This is a genomic window from Novosphingobium terrae (genome assembly GCF_017163935.1).
GTDB lineage: Bacteria > Pseudomonadota > Alphaproteobacteria > Sphingomonadales > Sphingomonadaceae > Novosphingobium > Novosphingobium terrae.
In genome coordinates this window covers 701,906-719,606 of the sequence record NZ_JABVZR010000002.1, presented here as the reverse complement: position 1 = coordinate 719,606, position 17,701 = coordinate 701,906, and the positions used below count along the sequence as shown (strand labels likewise).

16 protein-coding genes are annotated in these 17,701 nt (G+C 62.2%); 9 read left to right on the top strand and 7 right to left on the bottom strand.

Annotated elements, in window-relative coordinates:
• Nucleotides 1-27: 27 nt before the first annotated feature.
• Nucleotides 28-969, top strand: coding sequence for an alpha/beta hydrolase (locus tag HGK27_RS21725; RefSeq protein ID WP_206244897.1), 942 nt, complete (start codon nucleotides 28-30; stop codon nucleotides 967-969).
• A 67-nt stretch (nucleotides 970-1,036) separates the two neighbouring features.
• Here the strand turns inward: HGK27_RS21725 and HGK27_RS21720 are convergent, their stop codons facing one another.
• The 6 genes from HGK27_RS21720 to HGK27_RS21695 all read right to left on the bottom strand — a co-directional run bounded on the left by HGK27_RS21720 (nucleotide 1,037) and on the right by HGK27_RS21695 (nucleotide 9,256).
• On the bottom strand, nucleotides 1,037-2,572 hold the full coding sequence (locus tag HGK27_RS21720) for a CehA/McbA family metallohydrolase (protein ID WP_206244896.1): 1,536 nt from the start codon (nucleotides 2,570-2,572) through the stop codon (nucleotides 1,037-1,039).
• A gap of 11 nt (nucleotides 2,573-2,583) precedes the next feature.
• Nucleotides 2,584-3,684 (bottom strand): Ca2+-dependent phosphoinositide-specific phospholipase C, encoded by a 1,101-nt coding sequence (locus tag HGK27_RS21715; protein WP_206244895.1) that lies wholly within the window; start codon nucleotides 3,682-3,684, stop codon nucleotides 2,584-2,586.
• Between the two features lie 8 nt (nucleotides 3,685-3,692).
• A complete protein-coding gene (locus tag HGK27_RS21710) occupies nucleotides 3,693-6,449 on the bottom strand; it encodes a TonB-dependent receptor (RefSeq protein ID WP_206244894.1) in 2,757 nt (918 codons plus the stop codon).
• A 294-nt stretch (nucleotides 6,450-6,743) separates the two neighbouring features.
• On the bottom strand, nucleotides 6,744-7,877 hold the full coding sequence (locus HGK27_RS21705; RefSeq protein WP_206244893.1) for a hypothetical protein: 1,134 nt from the start codon (nucleotides 7,875-7,877) through the stop codon (nucleotides 6,744-6,746).
• A 140-nt stretch (nucleotides 7,878-8,017) separates the two neighbouring features.
• On the bottom strand, nucleotides 8,018-8,923 hold the full coding sequence (locus HGK27_RS21700; protein ID WP_206244892.1) for an aspartyl protease family protein: 906 nt from the start codon (nucleotides 8,921-8,923) through the stop codon (nucleotides 8,018-8,020).
• A 156-nt stretch (nucleotides 8,924-9,079) separates the two neighbouring features.
• The gene (locus tag HGK27_RS21695; protein WP_206244891.1) at nucleotides 9,080-9,256 is read right to left on the bottom strand and encodes a hypothetical protein; all 177 of its coding nucleotides are present in this window, start codon (nucleotides 9,254-9,256) and stop codon (nucleotides 9,080-9,082) included.
• 48 nt (nucleotides 9,257-9,304) lie between these two features.
• On the opposite strand from HGK27_RS21695, the gene HGK27_RS21690 reads away from it, so the two are divergent.
• The 4 genes from HGK27_RS21690 (at nucleotide 9,305) to HGK27_RS21675 (ending at nucleotide 13,879) form a co-directional block, all read left to right on the top strand.
• The gene (locus HGK27_RS21690; RefSeq protein ID WP_206244890.1) at nucleotides 9,305-10,087 is read left to right on the top strand and encodes a transporter; all 783 of its coding nucleotides are present in this window, start codon (nucleotides 9,305-9,307) and stop codon (nucleotides 10,085-10,087) included.
• Between the two features lie 76 nt (nucleotides 10,088-10,163).
• Nucleotides 10,164-11,207 (top strand): UDP-glucuronic acid decarboxylase family protein, encoded by a 1,044-nt coding sequence (locus HGK27_RS21685; protein WP_241127725.1) that lies wholly within the window; start codon nucleotides 10,164-10,166, stop codon nucleotides 11,205-11,207.
• A gap of 51 nt (nucleotides 11,208-11,258) precedes the next feature.
• Nucleotides 11,259-12,725 carry a glycosyltransferase gene (locus HGK27_RS21680; protein WP_206244889.1) on the top strand — a complete coding sequence of 489 codons (1,467 nt, stop codon included), beginning with the start codon at nucleotides 11,259-11,261 and terminating at the stop codon, nucleotides 12,723-12,725.
• 17 nt (nucleotides 12,726-12,742) lie between these two features.
• A complete protein-coding gene (locus HGK27_RS21675; RefSeq protein WP_206244888.1) occupies nucleotides 12,743-13,879 on the top strand; it encodes an NAD-dependent epimerase/dehydratase family protein in 1,137 nt (378 codons plus the stop codon).
• 4 nt (nucleotides 13,880-13,883) lie between these two features.
• Here the strand turns inward: HGK27_RS21675 and HGK27_RS21670 are convergent, their stop codons facing one another.
• On the bottom strand, nucleotides 13,884-14,978 hold the full coding sequence (locus tag HGK27_RS21670; protein ID WP_206244887.1) for an endo-1,4-beta-xylanase: 1,095 nt from the start codon (nucleotides 14,976-14,978) through the stop codon (nucleotides 13,884-13,886).
• Nucleotides 14,979-15,090: 112 nt separating this feature from the next.
• Between HGK27_RS21670 and HGK27_RS21665 the strand changes: the two genes are divergently transcribed.
• From HGK27_RS21665 to HGK27_RS21650, 4 genes are all read left to right on the top strand, one after another.
• Nucleotides 15,091-15,258: a hypothetical protein gene (locus HGK27_RS21665; protein WP_206244886.1), complete on the top strand. Its 168-nt coding sequence runs from the start codon at nucleotides 15,091-15,093 to the stop codon at nucleotides 15,256-15,258.
• A gap of 392 nt (nucleotides 15,259-15,650) precedes the next feature.
• Complete coding sequence (locus tag HGK27_RS21660) at nucleotides 15,651-16,319, top strand: hypothetical protein (protein WP_206244885.1); 669 nt, start codon at nucleotides 15,651-15,653, stop codon at nucleotides 16,317-16,319.
• Between the two features lie 134 nt (nucleotides 16,320-16,453).
• Nucleotides 16,454-16,879, top strand: a complete 426-nt coding sequence (locus tag HGK27_RS21655) for a hypothetical protein (RefSeq protein WP_206244884.1) — start codon at nucleotides 16,454-16,456, stop codon at nucleotides 16,877-16,879.
• Between the two features lie 40 nt (nucleotides 16,880-16,919).
• Nucleotides 16,920-17,681 (top strand): C39 family peptidase, encoded by a 762-nt coding sequence (locus HGK27_RS21650; protein ID WP_206244883.1) that lies wholly within the window; start codon nucleotides 16,920-16,922, stop codon nucleotides 17,679-17,681.
• Nucleotides 17,682-17,701: the final 20 nt, after the last annotated feature.

Here is a 17,701-nt window from a genome sequence, read left to right as displayed (position 1 = left end):
CGGCAAAAGACACAAAGGGAGAGAACCATGCCGAAAGCCCCGTTCCGCCGCGCAGCCTGTGCGCTGGCCTTGATGCTGGTGGGGGCCTCCCCCGCGCAGGCCCAGCGCGAGGCGCAGCAGGGCATGCCCAAAATGGAGCCCGCCGCCGCGCCAGCAGAGCCCGATGCGATCCCGCTCTATGGTCAGGCGACTCCGGGCAGCGCCGCCAGCGAGGTCTGGTCGAAGGCTGGCGGGGTCGATTATACGGTGCGCAACGTTACGCGGCCCACGCTGACGCCGGTGCTGCCTGATCCGGCCAAGGCCACCGGCGCGGCGGTGGTGGTGGCGCCCGGCGGGGCATTTATGCTGCTCGCGATGGATCATGAAGGTTGGGGCGTGGCGCATGCTCTGGCCGCGAAGGGGATCGCCGCCTTCGTGCTGAAATACCGCCTGTTGCCGACGCCGGGTGATGAGGGCGAGGCCGGGGCCTATATGATGCACAAGATGATGGCCGGTCTGCCCGATCCGACACGGCAACCGACGCTGACCGATCCCGAGGCCGCCGCCGATGGGCGTGAGGCGATCAAGCTGGTGCGGGCCAATGCCGCGCGCTGGGGTGTCGATCCGGCGCGGGTGGGGATGATCGGATTTTCCGCCGGAGCGATGACCGCCTTGCAGACCGTCCTGACGGCCAGGCCCGGTGAGAAACCCGCCTTCTTCGGCTATATTTACGGGCCGCAGCCAAGGGTCGATGTGCCTGCGGATGCGCCTCCGATGTTCGATGCGCTGGCGCTGGATGATCCGCTGTTTCCCTCGCAGGGCTTCCCCATCGCGCAGGGCTGGCTGGCGGCCAGGCGACCGGTTGAGATCCACGGCTATCAGCAGGGGAGCCATGGCTTCGGGCTGGGTGTGCCCGGCACCACCACCACGCTGGTGATGGACGAATTCGTCGCCTGGATGGCGATGCAGGGGATGTTGACCCGGCGCTGAAGATCCAGAGCCTTCACCATGCTCCCCCGGCACCCGGCAGGGCAGGAGGAGCATGGCCTGTCTGCGGTCAGGATGTCGGGCAGGCCTTTGGCGTTTCGACATAGATCGGATTGCCGATCAGCAGGCGCTTGCCGCTGACGTCACGCACATCGGCGCGGAACCAGCGGACCTGCTTCAGGGCGGGAAGCGTGAATTCGACCGAAGCATCGTCCGAAGCGATCAGCCCGCCCGCGTTCAGCGGCTGGTGCTGGCCGTCCACGATCAGATCGATATGCGCGCCTTTTTCGCCGCGCACATGCAGCTGGCCCTTCACGGCTGAACAGGCGGTACGGGTCAAGGTCGCGCCCATCGGCACCATGGCTCCCCCGGCGACACCGGCTGACATATCGAGCAGATGGGCGGGATTGGCCCCTGTCAGATCGATAAACACCCGGCCCGAGCGCACCCCGGCAAGAATCTCCGGCTGCGACAAATTCCGGGCAAAGACCACCGTGGCAGGCATCCCCACCGGCGATTGTCCGCCGACGGGTGAGGTTCCCGCATGGCCATCGATGGGATCGTGATTGTCGCTGCCGCCGATGCCGGTGAGGTGATGGCCCTTGTTGAGCCGGGCTTCCCACCATGCGGTGCCCGATCCCGCGCCATCGTCGAAATGTCCGCCCGCATCGGCGGCGATCCCGCCATTGGCGACCTCGATGGCATCGACGCGGTTGAGATCGGTATCAGGCGCCGACCAGCCGCAGCCGAGGCAGTTTTCGCCCGTGGGGATTTCGGGATGGTTGAGCGAGATCAGCGCGCCGGTTGGTTTGGCGGCGTCGAAGATGTTGTTGACCGATGGATAGCCCGGCGTGCCGACGCGGAAATCGATGAAATCCGTCAGGCCCGTGAGGTTGAAATGGCCGTATTGCGTGGTCATTTCCCGGCCCGGGATCACCAGCATGCTGTCGAAAAGGGGTGCGTCATTGGCCAGTTCCGCATCCTGCGAAGCGACATTGTGGTCCGACACGGACACGAAATCCAGCCCGTGGTCATAGGCCGCTTTCAGCGAATGCCAGACCGGGCAAGGCACCGGCTTGCCGCCGGGGACGGAGCGGCACTGGGCGTCGCTCTGGCCGGTGTGGACATGGAAATCGCCGCGATACCAGCCCGGGCCAGCCTTCTTCACGCCGGGATCGAGCACCTGCGCGGCAGGGCCCTGATCGAAATGCACCGTGACCTTATAGGGCGTGACATTGCCCGGCTTGATGAAGGCCACCGCCACGCTCAGTTTCCAGCGCCCGGCGGGCAGAGGGCCGGGCAGGTATGAGGTGGAAGCGAAGGTTTCGCCCAGCGTGATATGCGGCTTGATGGCGCCGCCCCAGCCGCGCTCGCGCTGCGGGTCATAGACGCCCAGCACCAGATAGGTGCCCTTTGAGGGATCGGCGCCATCGACATCGATGGTCAGCTTGGTGACCCCGGCGGGTACGTCGAAAAGCAGTTCGCGGTAGGTGGCGCGGTCGGCGTCATGCAGCGTGCCGGTGAGGATCACATCCGGCAGGGGGGCGGCCATTGCGGGTTGCACCATGGCCAGCATGGCCGGGGCGAGCAGCAGAGTGCGAAGCATCGGGGGCGTCCTTACGGTTTACGGGCGGGGCAGCGGGCGGTGACGGGATTGCAGCGCAGTTTGCGTTCCCCCGGCAGGCTGGCGCGATAGGCCAGCCCCTGCGGATTGGGCACGCCGTCGTAATAGTCGGTGCTGACGAATTGCGCGCCTGAGGCGACGGCGGCGTTCAGGCGCGTGGGATCGTTGGCGCGGGCTTCTTTCGTATCCGCATCGGCGCGGGTGCGGACCAGATAGCCTGCCTGCAGAAGGCGGGTGATCCGGGCCTCGTTTCCGCGCGGGTCCTGAATGTTGAAGATGGCGGCTTCGGGGGCATCCTCGGGATAATAGCCGAACATGGCGCGGCCCTTCAGCGAGGGATGGCCGGTGCGGTAGAGGTCTTCATGATGGTCGTTACCGTCCAGCACGAAGAGGAAGCGGCCCTTGGCCTGCTTGAGCGTGGGCCATGCGTGATCGTGCGAGGCTTGCGCCAGTGTGGGGCGGGTGCCCCGCACATCGTCAGGGGTGATCAGCCGCTCCCGCCCGATCACCGCGAGAAGATCGGCATCCAGCGCCGCCAGCGAAGCGGCATCGAAAGCCGCATCATGCAGCCAGAAGCCCTTGATCGGGGGAAAGTCAGAGGCGTTGACCAGCACTGTCAGCGGCAGATGGTCGGGATGCGTGTCGGACCAGCGGCGCAGGATGGAGATGCAGTCGCGGAAGGTGAGGCAATGGCTTTCGGTGTCGATCTGCGGAAAGTGCAGCACCTTGGCGCCCGGCGCCATCATGGCCTCGCGCACCGCAGGCGCCGCCATCTGATAGGGCGCGGCATAGAGCCCGCCTTCAGGATCGGGCGCGACATCGATCTCGATCTGGCGGATGCCGAGCGCCAGTTGCGCTTCAAGCGGCGGATGGCCGTAGCTCAGCTCATCGCGGTACTGCGGGGCCAAAGCCAGCAAGCGCGCATCCTCCTGCGCGGAAGGATAGCGCTTGTAGCTGTTGTGAGAGCCCAGCTCCTGCAGCTGATCCAGCCGCAGATCGCCCGGTATGCCCTCGACCGGCTGGGCCAAGGCTGCGCCCGCCAGCAGCAGCGCGGCGGCCGGGATCAACCCGGCCGCCAGAAAGCGCCTTACCATTGGCCACCTTACCATTGATACGACGCCGTCAGCTTGAAGAAGCGCCCGGTCTGGACATAGGAGCCATTGCCCCCGCCATCCTGCGTGCCCAGATATTGCGTGCCCTTGCCCATCGTCTTCCAGAACTGCGCCTTGTCGAGCAGGTTCTGCACCTGCAGCCCGAAGGTCACATGGCCCAGATTGAGCCCGACATTGAGGTCCAGCGTGCTGGAGGGCTGCAGATATTCATCCAGATTGTTGCTGGTGAGGCTGAGGAGTTGCAGGCCCGTGTGCTGCCACGTCAGCATGGTGTTGAAAGGGCCGTGCTCATAGGTGACGTTGACATTGTACATCTGCTCGGGCGCGCGGGGCAGCCAGGTCTTGCGGTTGTCATAGGCGGCCCCGGCATTGGCGCTGCTGTGCTGGAAGGTGGCATTGGCGCCGATGCCGAAGCCGGAAAGCAGGCCGGGCAGCTCCTTCAGCTTGTGGTTGGCGCTCAGTTCGATGCCATAGAGATGGGCCGAGGTGCCGTTTTCCGGCATGGTCACATCGCCGATGGTGCCGCTGGCGCTGTTGGGCAGGCTGCCGGTGGCGCTGGCGGTGAAGATGTAGTTCTGCAAGGCCTTGTAATAGCTGGCCACCGTCAGGAACGAGCCGTCATGCCCGTACCATTCCACACCCAGATCGAAATTGTTCGAGGTGGTGGCCTTCAGATCGGGGTTCGAGCGCGAGATGTATTGCGTACCTGACACATCGTCGATGGTGATCGTTTCCGGCCCGGCGATCAGCCCGAATGCCGGGCGCGAAAAGCCGCGATGCGCCGAGGCGCGCACCACCAGCTGCTTGTCAGGCCGCCACACCAGATTGAGGCTGGGCAGCAGCTCGCCATAGGCATTGCCGCTTTTGGCCCAGGCGCCGGTGTCGGTGGTCAGCACCTGCCACTGGGGCGCCTTGAAATCGGTGTATTCATAGCGCAGCCCCGCCACCGCCTGCACCGGGCCCAGATGCAGATTGGCCTGCACATAGGCGGCATAGGTGCTTTCGGTGCCATAGACCGTGTTGCGCAGATAATCGTTCACCGTATAGGCGCCCGGATTGCCGGTGACCTGCCCCGTATCGGGATCGAGCCCATACTGGCTGGTGTATTTGTAAGGCACGATGCTGTTGACGAAATAGGAGCGGTCGAAGCTCTTCCACGCCAGACCATAGGCATCGGTGATCGCCGTGCCTGCCAGCTGGTTCACCGTGGGGCCCTGAGGATCGGTGAAGGGCACCACATTTCCGGCGGCATCCTTGATGACGAAATTATCGCCATTGTTGCCCATGAACTGGTGCTGATATTCATAGCGCTTGGAGATGGCGATGCGCGCGCCGGCCTTCACACTGTCCAGCCAGCCGTTGCCGACCTTGTACTCCGCGCCGATCTTGCCCGCATAGAGCATGTTCGAGGCGCCGCTGTCCGACCCCTGAAACTTCCAGACCGAGGTGTTGTTCGCATTGCTGGCATAGGCCTGCGCGGCGGCATTGGTGTAGGCGACCGTGGGCGCGGCAGGGTTGCCCGCATCGAAATTGGCCGAACCATCGGTGATATACTGGCCGTAGAGCGAGCCTTCCACATAATTGGGCCGCGCCCATGTGCTGCGCCCCACCGAGAGGTCATAGGTCAGCGTCAGGCGGTCGCTGAATTGGGTCGAACCGCCTGCCTGAACCGAGGCCAGGGCGGTGGTCTGGTCGCGCAGCTGGAAATAGCCGCTGGAGAGCAGGCCCACCGGGGCATAGCTGCCATTGCCGTCATAGCCGGTGGCGATCGAGAACAGCCCGTGCTGGCTGTCGGTGGCGCTGTCGGTGTAGCGCCCATAGGTGCCGCGCAGATAGAGCGTCTGCCGGTCGCCATGGTAATCGAGCGCGATGTTGCCGCCATAGCGCTGGATATGGTTGCGATAGAAATCGGATTGCAGACCCTGCAGCGACACGCCGCCCTTCAGATTGCGCCAGTCGCTGACATTGGCCTCGCTTTCCAGCGTGGGCGTATAGCCATAGGCCTGAAGCGTGGTGCCCACCGAACTGCGGTTGTCGTAATAGGCCGTGACATAGATGCCGAACTGCTTTTCCGCCCCGAAGGTGCGGGCAAATTCCGCCTGAGCCGTGCCGCCTGCCGCCGGGAAGCCCATATCCACCGCCTTGCCAGACAGCGTGCCGGCCAGCGTGATCTTGTTGAGCCGCCCCTTGGCGAAATCGAAGGCGGAGGGGGTGGCGATATCGATCACGCCGCCGATGGCATCGCCGGGCATGTCGGCGGTGGGGGTCTTGGTGACCGTCACGTTTGAAATGCCATAGGGCGCAATCATCTTGAGCGAGAGCGCGCGGGTCGAGAAATCGGCGGTCGGCACCTCGATGCCGTTCATTGTGTAGCTGTTGTAGCTGGCATCGATGCCGCGGATGGTGACGAATTCCTTCTCGCCCGTTGCGGCCTGGCCCAGGCCCATGTCGCTGTAGCCCGTCAGGCCCGGCAGATGCGAGATGATGTCGACGATGTTGCCGCCCGGCTGTTTGGCGATCTCATCGGCGGACATGACCTCCACCGTGGCGAGCGCGTCCTTCTTCAGCTTCACCGGATTGGCCAGATGATCGCCGGTGACAACGATCTGGCCGTCCCCGGCGTCGGCATCAGCCGCCGGGGCAGGTTCGGTGGCCGCTGGTGCGGTGGTGGCGAAAGCGGGCGTCGCCAGCGCGCAGACCAGCGCCGTGAGCGGCAGCATGGCGCCGCCCAAATATCGTGACTTCATCGGACCATAACCCCTGGCTGTCTCGGTTGGCAGGAGATATGATAGCGATAGATATCGTTTTTATGACAGTTCGCGATTTTTTATCGCAGGGCAGGACAAGGCGGGCGGGAAGGACGGTTTCAAGCTGTGCGGGGCGGGAGGCAAAAGCGCGCCTATGATGGGCTGCGGATAGGGCATCAGCCATGGCGAGCCGGGGGCATGCGGCTGCGCCATGCTGCATGACACTGCCATGGAACGAGAGGCTGCCTTCAAGAACGCGCGCCCGGCCTTCAAGGCGATGGCGCATGATCCCGATTACGAATAGGCCCGGGCTTCTCTGGCCTTGGCGATCAGACCGAGCAGGGCCAGCCCCGCGCCGACCATCGCCAGCAGCATGGTGCTGAGGAAAAAGGTGCCGATCGGGGCGGGGCCGGCCATCAGCCCTGCCGCGCCCGGGCCCATGGCGATGCCCAGCAGCGTGGCGGGCAGGGCGAGGAAGCTGGCGCTGCCGTCGGGGTCGCTCTGGCGGAACAGGCCGGTGGCCAGGGGCAAAGCGGCTTGCCAGCTGAAACCGAAAGCGGCGGATGCCGCCAGATAGGTGAAGCAGCTGCTGGTCAGCGAAAGGCTCAGCACGGCCCCGGCCTGTGCGGCCAGCACCAGCATCAGCAGGGGGATCAGGCGCTGGCCGGGCTCACGCCAGCCGAGCAGCAGGCTGGCGGCGATCTGCGCGCAGAGGCTGGCGGTCAGGCAGCGGGCGATATGGGATGGCGAAAGGCTGATCGCCTGACCCAGCGCGCCCAGATAGGTCCAGCAAGCGCTGCCGATCGCATTCAGCACCACCATCAGCAGCAGAGCGGCAAGCGAGAGCGGCGTGGGCCAGCGCGACCGGCTCGAAGCGAGGGCGCGCGGAGCCTCCAGCAACAGCACAGGCCCCAGCGCAGCCAGAGCGACACCGACCAGCAGCAGCAACGGGGTGGAGGTCCACAGGTGCGGGCCGCTTATGACGCTCAGGATCGCGCAGCACAGCAACTGGGGCACCGCCGAGCAGGCGATAAACCGCGCGCTGTCACGCACCGGCGCCGTGCTGGCGATCACCACCGCAACGCCTGCCGAGGCCAGCAGGCCTTCGCCAAGCCCGGCCATGCCGCGCCCGATCGCTGCCGAAAGCAGGCTGGCGGCCATTCCGGCCAGACCATTGCCCGCCGCCATCAGCGCAGCGCCCGGCAGCAGGACCGAGCGCCCGATCCGCCCCAGCGCGCCGCAAAGCAGCAGGATGCTGGCCAGAGCCATCGCCCCGATTTCCAGCGAAGAGAGCAGCCCGGCATCCTGCGGATCGAGGCCCGAGGCGATGGCGGCGTCAAACATCTGCGGCTGCAGGCCAAGCGAGGTCAGGCCCAGCCCGCCGATGATCAGGCTCATCGTGGCACCGGAGGGTTTGGGGCGTGGCATGATCGGACGGCTCGGGGGGCAGCGGAGGGGGATTGGGCTGCGGTATGCGCGGAATATGTCGGATGCGTGACGCAGAGCCGGTTTGGGCAAGGCTTGCGCCGCTTTTCAGGTCTTTGCGGATGATGGCCGGATGCCTGACATCAAGATCCATGCATTTTGGTGGCGAGGGGCGCAAAAAGCAGAACATGCCTGCTGCGATCGATCCAGACGCGATGGTGGGTGAAGAAATCCAGCCCCATGATCATGTCTGCATTGGCATGGGGCTTGTCGACGATCAGCAGGGGCAGTTCGATGTCGTCGCTATCGCCCAGTCGGAGGGCGTCCACGCTGACCGACCAGGCCCTTAGCGCCGAATCCGGGGCGAGCCCTGCTGCCACGCTGTCCGCAGGGCCATCGACCGGCAGGCCTGCTCGCCGGGCGGCGGCAAGGGTCATGGATGAGGTGGGGGAGCCGGTGTCGAACAGCACGCGCATGGTCACGCCCTTGACGGAGCCTGTTCCGAACACCCTGCTGACGGTTTCGAGCGGCACCTTTGTGACCTTGCCCTGCCGGGTCCAGCGGGGCGGCGGGAAAGGCGCGCAGGTCAGGCGCAAGCTGCGGTTCGCCAGATCGTAATCACCTTCCTGAAGGCGGGGGTCGGCGAAAAAACCGGCGGGAATGGCGCTGCCCTGATCCCTGGGCAAAACCGCCAGATCGAGGGCGTGTGACGTGATTCCGGCAAAAGCCACGGTCTCGGCGCGCACGAAGTGAATGGAAAGCGGCTGGCCGTAGGATGTCGTTTGCGCTGCGGCGAGGCCGGGCGAAGGCGGTAGGCCGAGGTGGTCGGGTGTATCGTGGAAGAGCACGGTTTCACTGGCCCCGGTGTCGAGGATCATTTGCATTTTCCGCCCGTTGATCGCCAGTGGAACCAGGGCGCGGCTGCCAAGCCGTTGCACCGCCACGGTCCGGCGATGGCAGGACAGGCCATGGGCGCCAGCCGTTGCCGGGCAGCATGGCAAAAGCCCCAGAGACAGGACCAGCAAGCGCCATGCGCGATGGAAGGACATGAGTTTTCGCGGCTCCATCATGGCTGGGCTAGAGCCTTGATTATACGGGATAGCGGGGCGAGACTATTGCAATTCCCGCTCGGACTGGAGCGGCTTTTCAAGGGGTTGGGTGGTACGCGGGATACAGCGCATTCCCAAATCGGGATTTCGCTGTTTTCAATGGCGGAAAATACGTGCCCCAATTGCCGTTTCCCCCTTGTGGAAAGCTACTAAACTGGTTTGCAATTGTTGCATTCTAATCAAAAATTTCGCCCGAACGGTGGACGGATTTTCCTCATCACGCGCTTGCGCCGGGCCGTCAGGGTGACTTGCTTGATCGTTTGGAATGACCATGGCGCATTCTGCTATGCGCCGTCCCTATCTGGTCTCGGGGTAAATGCGATGACTTATCTCAAGACAGTCGTGTCGACCTTTCTGCTTTCCGTCTTGTTTGCGGGGCCTGCTTATGCAGATCCCTTTACACAGCCGCAGGGCCAGGGGCGGGTGATTGTGAGTGGCATCTTTACGCAAAGTCCGAAGGGCTTCGATGCGAATGGCAACACAGCGCCCATCCAGGAATATGATCAAAATCAGTTCTACATCATGGGCGAATATGGCGTAACGGACAATCTTACCGTTCTGGTCACGCCCAGTGTGGGCAACGTCAATCTTAAAGGCGGTAATGATTCCAGCGGTCTGGGCTATACGGATGTCGGTGGAAGGTATCGCTTGGCCAAGAGCGATCACTGGATCTTGTCCGTGCAGGGCTTGCTCAGAATTCCGGGCACCGCGCGCGATTATCCCGTGGCTCAGGTCAATGACCGTAACATGCAATATGACCTTCGCGCGTCGGGTGGTTATATGGCGGGGCCGGCGTTTATCACGCTCGATACAGGATATCGGCTGCGTTCCGGCGATCCGCCCAATGAATTTCATATCGACGCCACGGCCGGGGCCCATGTCGCGCCGCGCCTGATGCTGCTTGCTTCCGCTTACACCACAGTGTCGGATGGCAGGGGGCGGGGCGTCTTCAATCAGTCTTATCGTTACACCGATGTCTATGCCAGCGTGGTTTACGATCTGACTCCAAGAATTTCACTGCAAGCTGGATATACGGGTACTGTCACTGGAAGAAATTCATTGCGGCAGCGTGGTCCACTTGTCGGTTTTTGGTACAAATTCTGAAACCGGGCTATGGAAGGTGCCGGGTGCAGCATCTTCCACCGTTTGACGGAAACGCCTGAACTTGCGGGGGAGCGCCATGGCTAAAATGATGACCGAACGCGCAAAGATCGAACGCGCAAAGACGGTGCTGATCACCGGAGGAGCGGGCTTCCTGGGCTCGCATCTGGCCGAGCGTCTGCTTGGCCAAGGGCATCAGGTCTTCTGTCTCGACAATTTCCAGTCCGGTCGCCGGGCCAATCTGACGCCTTTGCTGCGCAGCAACCGGTTGACGATCGTGGCGCATGACATGATCCATCCCTTGCCGGATCTGCCGCGTTTCGACGAGATCTACAATCTGGCCTGCCCCGCCTCGCCGGTCCATTATCAGGAAGATCCGGTGGCGACGATGAAGGTCTGCTCGGTCGGCGTGCTGAACATGCTGGAGCGTGCGGCGCGCGACAATGCGCGGGTGTTCCACACCTCGACCTCGGAAATTTACGGCGATCCGGAAATCCATCCGCAGCATGAATCCTACCACGGCAATGTCAACACGATCGGTCCGCGTTCGTGCTATGATGAGGGGAAGCGTTTTGCTGAAACGCTGCTGACGGAATATGCCGCGCAATCCGGGCTCAATGTGAGATTGGTGCGTATTTTCAACACCTATGGTCCGCGCATGCAGCCCGATGACGGGCGGGTGGTTTCCAACTTTATCGTCCAGGCGCTGCGGGGCGAGAAGATCACCATTTATGGCGATGGCAGCCAGACGCGGTCCTTCTGCTATGTGGATGATCTGATCGACGGCATTCAACTGTTGATGGCCGCTGACGACAGGGCATCCGGCCCGATGAACATCGGCAATCCGGGTGAATATACGGTCGGTGAGCTGGCATCCCTGATCGTGGAGATGGTCGGGTCGCGATCCTCGATTGTCTACAAGCCTTTGCCCATCGACGATCCGCGCCGCCGCCGCCCGGATATTTCCCGTGCTCAGGCTTTGCTGGGGTGGTCGCCGAAGGTCGATCTGGTGAGCGGTCTGGAAAAGACCATCAGCTATTTCCGCAGAAGGTTTGATGAAGCGATCTCACCGGACTTTCTGGCCGCCATACCGCCCCTTGTGGGAAGCCGTCTGGCGATGTGAGGCAAGAGTGGGATGGGCGCATATCCTGCGCCTGTGTCAGGAGTTTGTGCCATGAGCATGATCAATCTGGTTCTGATAGTGTTGTTTATCATTGCTCAGCTGGCCTACCTCTGCACCATGCTGATCGAGATCTATTTTATCACGCGGCCTGTCAACCGCGTCGATATGGAAGAGATCAAGGATATCTCACAGGATGACTATCCCGATATCATTCTGTTCTATCCGGTTCTGCGTGAACTTGAATCCACGATGCGCACAACCTTCGTGTCGCTGGAAAACCTTCACTATCCGACGGAGAAGTTCAGGATCATCGCCATCCCGAATGACAATGACCTGCCCACCGTCGAGAGTCTGGAGCGGCTGGCAAGGGAGTTTCCGTTCCTCAGCGTGATGCCGGTGCCGCCCACCAGCGATCCGCGCTGGAATGTGGTGTGGGATGACTGGCAGGCGAACCAGAATGCCTATTGGTTTCACAAAGGCCCGCGCGCCGGTGTGCGCGATCTGCCGCCCAAGAAGACGCGCCAGCTGATCTATGCCTTCTACACCACCTATGCCAACAACCCGTTCAAAGGCGATTTTCTGGTCGATTACATCGACGCCGACAGCGCGCCACCGGCCAATCACTTTCAGGCCGCCGCCGTGGGCATGCGCCATTACGATGTGCTTCAGGCCACCAACATCGCGGGCAATCTGCTGGATACCATGCCCGCCAGCTGGTTCGCCTTCGATCACCTGTGCTGGGATGCCAACAAATATGGCCATCTGACCGCCAACGGGCATCACCCCTATTGGGTGTTGGGCAAGGGGCTGTTTTTCAAGGCTTCCGATCTCAAACAGCTGGGCGGCTTCCACCCCTGGATGACCATTGAGGACCCGGAAGTCGGCATGCGCTTCTGGAAGAATGGCAAGACGCTGGGGCTGATCGAGGCGCCGCTGGTCGAGGAAGTGCCTGAAACGCTGAGCAACGGCATCACGCAGCGCAAGCGCTGGGTGGCGGGCTTCTTTCAGTCGCTCGATACGCCGCTCAAGGAGATGGGCTTCAGCCGTTATGAGCGCTTCAAGGCCTGGCTCAACTTCCTGCCCTGCCTGTCCTTCTGGTTCAATTCGGTGGGTATCCCTGTCGGGATCTGGGCGCTGGTCGAATGGGCGAAGGGCACCAGCCCCCTGCCGCACTGGACGGTCTATCTCTCCGCCTTCAATGTGCTGTGCTTCGCGCTGTTGCTGCTGGGGCAATATGTCATCACCTGGCGGCGCACGGCTCTGGTCCTGCCCTCGCGGTTCAAGCGGCTGTGGTATCTGATCCGGGTCAATCCGATCTCGCTGATGATCTTCTGGCTGGTCTGGATGATCCCGCTCTGGAAGGGCTGGCGCATGTACCGCAAGGACGCCGGGCTGGTGTGGGAGCGCACCATCAAGATCAACGCCAACAATGACATCGTTCGCGAAATCGTCGCCTCGGAGCATGCGGAGGACGCCGCATCCACCACGCCGGCCGGCGCCGTGCCGCAAGCACGATAATCTGGGAGATCTGTTCCATGGAAAAGCATGTGCTTGTGACGGGCGGGGCGGGGTTTATCGGCTCTCATCTGGTCGATCTGCTGCTGGAGCGTGGCTTTCGCGTCACCGTCTTCGATGCCTTGCTGCCTCAGGTTCACGCCCATGCCGAAGTCGATGCCTCTGGCTGGCCCACCTACCTTAACCCGGCGGCGGGGCGCATCCATGCCAATCTGCTGGACGATGGCGCTTTTGAGGCCGCGCTGGATGGGATGACCCATCTTGTCCATCTGGCCGCTTCGGTCGGTGTCGGGCAGAGCATGACCAACATTGTCGACTACACGCGCAACAATGTGATGGCCGCCGCCGTGATGCTGGAGGTGCTGTCCAAGGGGCAGCATACGGTGGAGCGCATGGCGGTGGCCTCCTCCATGTCGATTTACGGCGAGGGTGAGTATGTGGATGCCGATGGCGCACGCATCATGCCGCAGACACGCTCGCGCGAAGATCTGCAGCAGCGCCAATGGGACGTGATGGGGTCGGACGGCGAAAGGCTGGTCCCGGTGCCCACGCGCGAGACCAAATTGCTGCAACCAACCTCGATCTACGCGGTGAACAAGCGCGATCACGAGGAGATGTTTCTGGCCGTTGGCCGGGCGCTGGATATCCCCACGGTCGCCTTGCGGCTGTTCAACGCCTATGGCTCGCGGCAGGCGCTCAGCAATCCCTACACCGGTGTGGCGGCGATCTTTATCTCACGCCTGCTGAACGACAAGGCCCCGCTGGTCTTCGAGGATGGCGAGCAGATGCGCGATTTCGTCCATGTGCGCGATGTGGCCCATGCCTTCGCCACCGTACTGGACAGCGACAAGCGCCTGTGGGACGTGTTCAATGTGGGGAGCGATCATCCGATCGCCATCCACGACATGGCCCATGTGCTGGCCCGCCTGCTTCAGAAAAACATCGCGCCGCAGATCTTGCACCAGTATCGCGTGGGGGACATCCGCCATTGCTTTGGCGATATTTCCAAATTGCGTGACACGTTTGGCGTGACTCCGCAGGTCGATTTCGAAGCGGGCATGGCAGAGCTGATCGATTGGGTGCGCTCGACCGAAAAGCCGGTCGACAAATCCGAAAGCAGCCTGTCGGAGCTGCGCGAGAAGGGGCTGGTGATCTGACCGGTCAGGCGCGCTGGATGTGCATGGCGTCGTTCAGCACCATTTGCATCTGCTTGGGCTTCATATCGGCGTCAAAAGGCAGGCCGCGGTTCAGCCGCTTGCCATCGATGGGCGCGTGAGAGAGCGCGGCAAGTGTATCGGGCGCGTTTTCCTGCAGCCAGCTGTGCCGGTCGCTCAGCCCCCAGGTCACGATGCTTTCCACGGCGGGCTGATCCATCGCCACATCGAGGAAGGACTGGATATGATCCGCCACGGCGGCATCCCGCTCCACAATCGACCGGCTGCGGTCGGCCTCGATCGCATCGAGTTCGGTGATCGCCAGCGTCACGCCCGTATCCGCCAGATCGGACATGAAGCGCGCCAGCCGCTTTTGCGGGATCGCCCCCTTGGCCAGTTCGAGATGGCCCTGCAGCCCGACGCTGTGCAGCGGAATGCCGCGCGTCTTGAGGTTCTCCACCAGCCTCAGCAAGGCATTGCGCCGCGCTTCATCGACGGGATTGTCGTAACTCAGGGCATATTCGTTGATCATCAGCTTCGCGCGCGGATCAAGCCCATTGGCCGTCAGCAGCGCCATGGCGACATAATCGCTGCCATAGGCCCGCTGAAAGCTGGTGCGGCGCAGGCCGTTCTCGCCGTCTTCGGTGTCGATCATCTCATTGACGACGATCCAGTCGGCAATGCGGCCGCTGTAGCGCGGCAGCAGCGTGGCAAAATGCTGCGTGACCGTGCGCCAGTCGCGCTTTTCCAGCATTTCGGCACGGGCCCAGTCCGGGGTCATCTTTTCCCAGATCAGCGAGTGGCCGCGCACCGCCATGCCGTGATTTTCGGCAAAGCCCAGAATGGCATCATAGTTGCCGTACCAGGGCTCACCCTTCTGCCATTCGACAGCGCTCCACTGGCCGTGATATTCGGGCACCAGAATGTTGCAGCGCTTGATGGCGGCCAGCAATGGCGTGTCATCGACCAGTTGGTCGGGGCGCACCGCCGCGCCAAACCGCCGCATGCCGGTATCATGCTGATGGCCAAGAGAAATCCCCGAGGATGCCATACTGTTGTCCGAAAAGCGCAAAGCCAGAGGCAGCGAGGCAATCGCTGTCAAGGCAGTACGTCTGGACACAGGTTTGAACAAGGTGGCGAATCCGGCCGAGGCTGAGGTGGCGGCCCGATTAGCAAGACAACTTTAAAGTGCGCTTAACGAGAGGCGGATTGCTATGCTCTACGGGCACAGCGGCCGCGTGATTCGTCGTAAAATCCGCCCGATTTGCGGGGTTTTTGATTCTTCTGCGCAGGCGCTGCATGGGCTGCCGGGCGAGGTTGTCGCCTTTGAGATGAACGACTTCCTGTCATTTTGGGCTTTCGACTCGCTCCGTTCAGGATGAACAGAGGAATCACGGCCGGCGGTTATGACAGTCACTGTGAGCGAGGCGGCTCCATCGACGATGGAAATGTCAATCTGAATTCAGGATGAAAACTACCTCCTTGGGATGGCGGAATATACGTAGGGAATTCCAAAGGTAATCCAATAAGCCTGAAATTTTGTCGCCCAACAAGAACTGCCCCTCCTGAATGCTCTATTTCCATCCCTGTCGCCACCACGCGACTGTCGCCCACCAGCGCTAAATTTGGGGGCACTTTGAGGAGAATTGAAATGGTGCGTACAATCCTCTTGACCGCTACGGCGGTATCGGCTCTCGTCATTGCTGGGCCGGCATTTGCGCAATCGTCGGGGGCGTCAGGCTCGTCGGGCGACCACAACGGTGCCACGACCAGCGTGAGCGTCGATGCTACCGTCCCGGTCAATTCGTACAACAGCACGAATGACAGCACCAACACCAGCAGCACCGACAGTTCGACCCATTCGTCTTCCAAGTCGGCCACGCTGGATTCCTACAACAGCTCCAGCAGCACCGACAGCTCGACCCATTCGTCGAACAAGACGGACACGATCGCCTCCAACAACACCTCGACCAAGACCGCGACGGTGGCTTCGAACAACACGACCAACACCACCACCGACAACACGTCGAACCACACCAACAACAACACCTCCACCAAGACCGCCACGGTGGCCTCGAACAACACCACGAACACCAACAAGACGGCGACGCTGGATTCCTACAACAGCTCGACCAGCACCGACAATTCGACGCACACCAACAATCTGGCGCTGAATTCGGGCAACACCAGCAATTCCAACAACACCAACAACTCGCAGACCAATGGCAACTGGCATCTGGTGGCCGTTCAGGATCTGTCGGCAACCGCCGCGCCTGTCACCAGCAGCGGCAGGTCCGTGTCCTTCTCCAGCGGTTCCAACAGCATCAATGGGTCGGCTTTTGCCGCCTATGCTGGCATTCTGAACCAGGCCTGGAACACGGGCATGGGCTCCAACGCTCAGGCTGCAACCAACATTGCCGCTCAGGGTACGATCAACTTCTGATGATGTAGGGATGGTCGGGCGTTCACGCGCCCGGCCATGTCCGGCCACCGTCAAGGAGACATGCAATGACACTGCGTAACTTGACCCTTGTGCTGACCGCAATGGGGATAGGATGCGTCGGAAGCGGTTCTGCCATGGCCGAAACGCCAACGGCACCACAGCAGGTGGATGTGTCGCAAACGGCTCAGGCAACGCTTCTCCCGGTTGCTTTTGCCAAGCTGCCGCCCGCGCAGGAGCTGCTCGCGCAGGTCCCGCTCATTCAGGCTGAGGCCGTCGATGTGGCAGTGGCCATCAACGAACCGGCTGCTCTGCAAGGGAAGCCCCTGGACAACAGCGCGCTGGGCGATCTGCGCGGCAGTGGTGGCATTGTGGTGGGCAATCAGACGCTGAATGCCATCACCTCGGGCAACAGCACGATTGGCAATTACACGGCCGGCGCTGTCAACATCTCCCAATCGGCGCTCTCCAATTTCAACGGGCTGGGCAATATCACGATCAACACCGGGGCGATGTCCCAGCTGCAAAGCGCGATGAATGTGACGGTGAACGTCACGCCCTGACAAGGTCGCTGGACCGAAGGGCAGGTTTGGGAGTTGTACGATGGTGCAGGCGATGGTCCTGAAGCGCAACGTGGCGCGTGCCATGGCTGTCGGCGTGATGCTGGCGCTGCCCTTTGTCGAGCCTTCTGTTGCTGATGCGCAGATCTCGATCGGGTATACGATGCAGGGGCCGGCGCAGGTTCAGGTGACCAGCTGGCGCGACATCCCCTTTCGCACCATCGTGCGGCAGCGCTATGATTTCAGCTGCGGCTCGGCCGCTTTGGCCACGATGCTGACCTACAGCTACGGCATACCGACCACGGAAAACGATGCGTTTTCCGTGATGTGGGGCGCCGGCGACCAGAAGAAGATCATCCAGTCAGGCTTCTCGCTGCTGGATATGAAGCGTTATCTGGAAACGCGCGGCTTCGATGCCCAGGGTTACAGCATCGGCATCGATGACCTGCGTCAGGCGAACCAGCCGATGATCGTGCTGATCGAAACCAAGGGTTTCCGCCATTTCGTGGTGGTCAAGGGCGTTCACGACAATGCCGTGTTGATCGGCGACCCGATCCGCGGCCTGTTGCAGGTGCCCATGAAAGACTTTGCCAAGGAGTGGAAAGGGGTCGTTCTGGTCATCCTCAAATTGCCGCATGAGCAGAAGGTCTCCTACAACACGCCAACCGAATGGACCAAGTGGGCCACAGCCCCGCTATGGGCCTTGCATGATCATTGGATCGGCGATGTCACCACGAATCTGCCGCCGATCTATCAACTTACTCCGGCGTTGATTGTCGACAACGCCGGGGGCATTGCGCCATGATCCATCATGGGAAAAGGAGT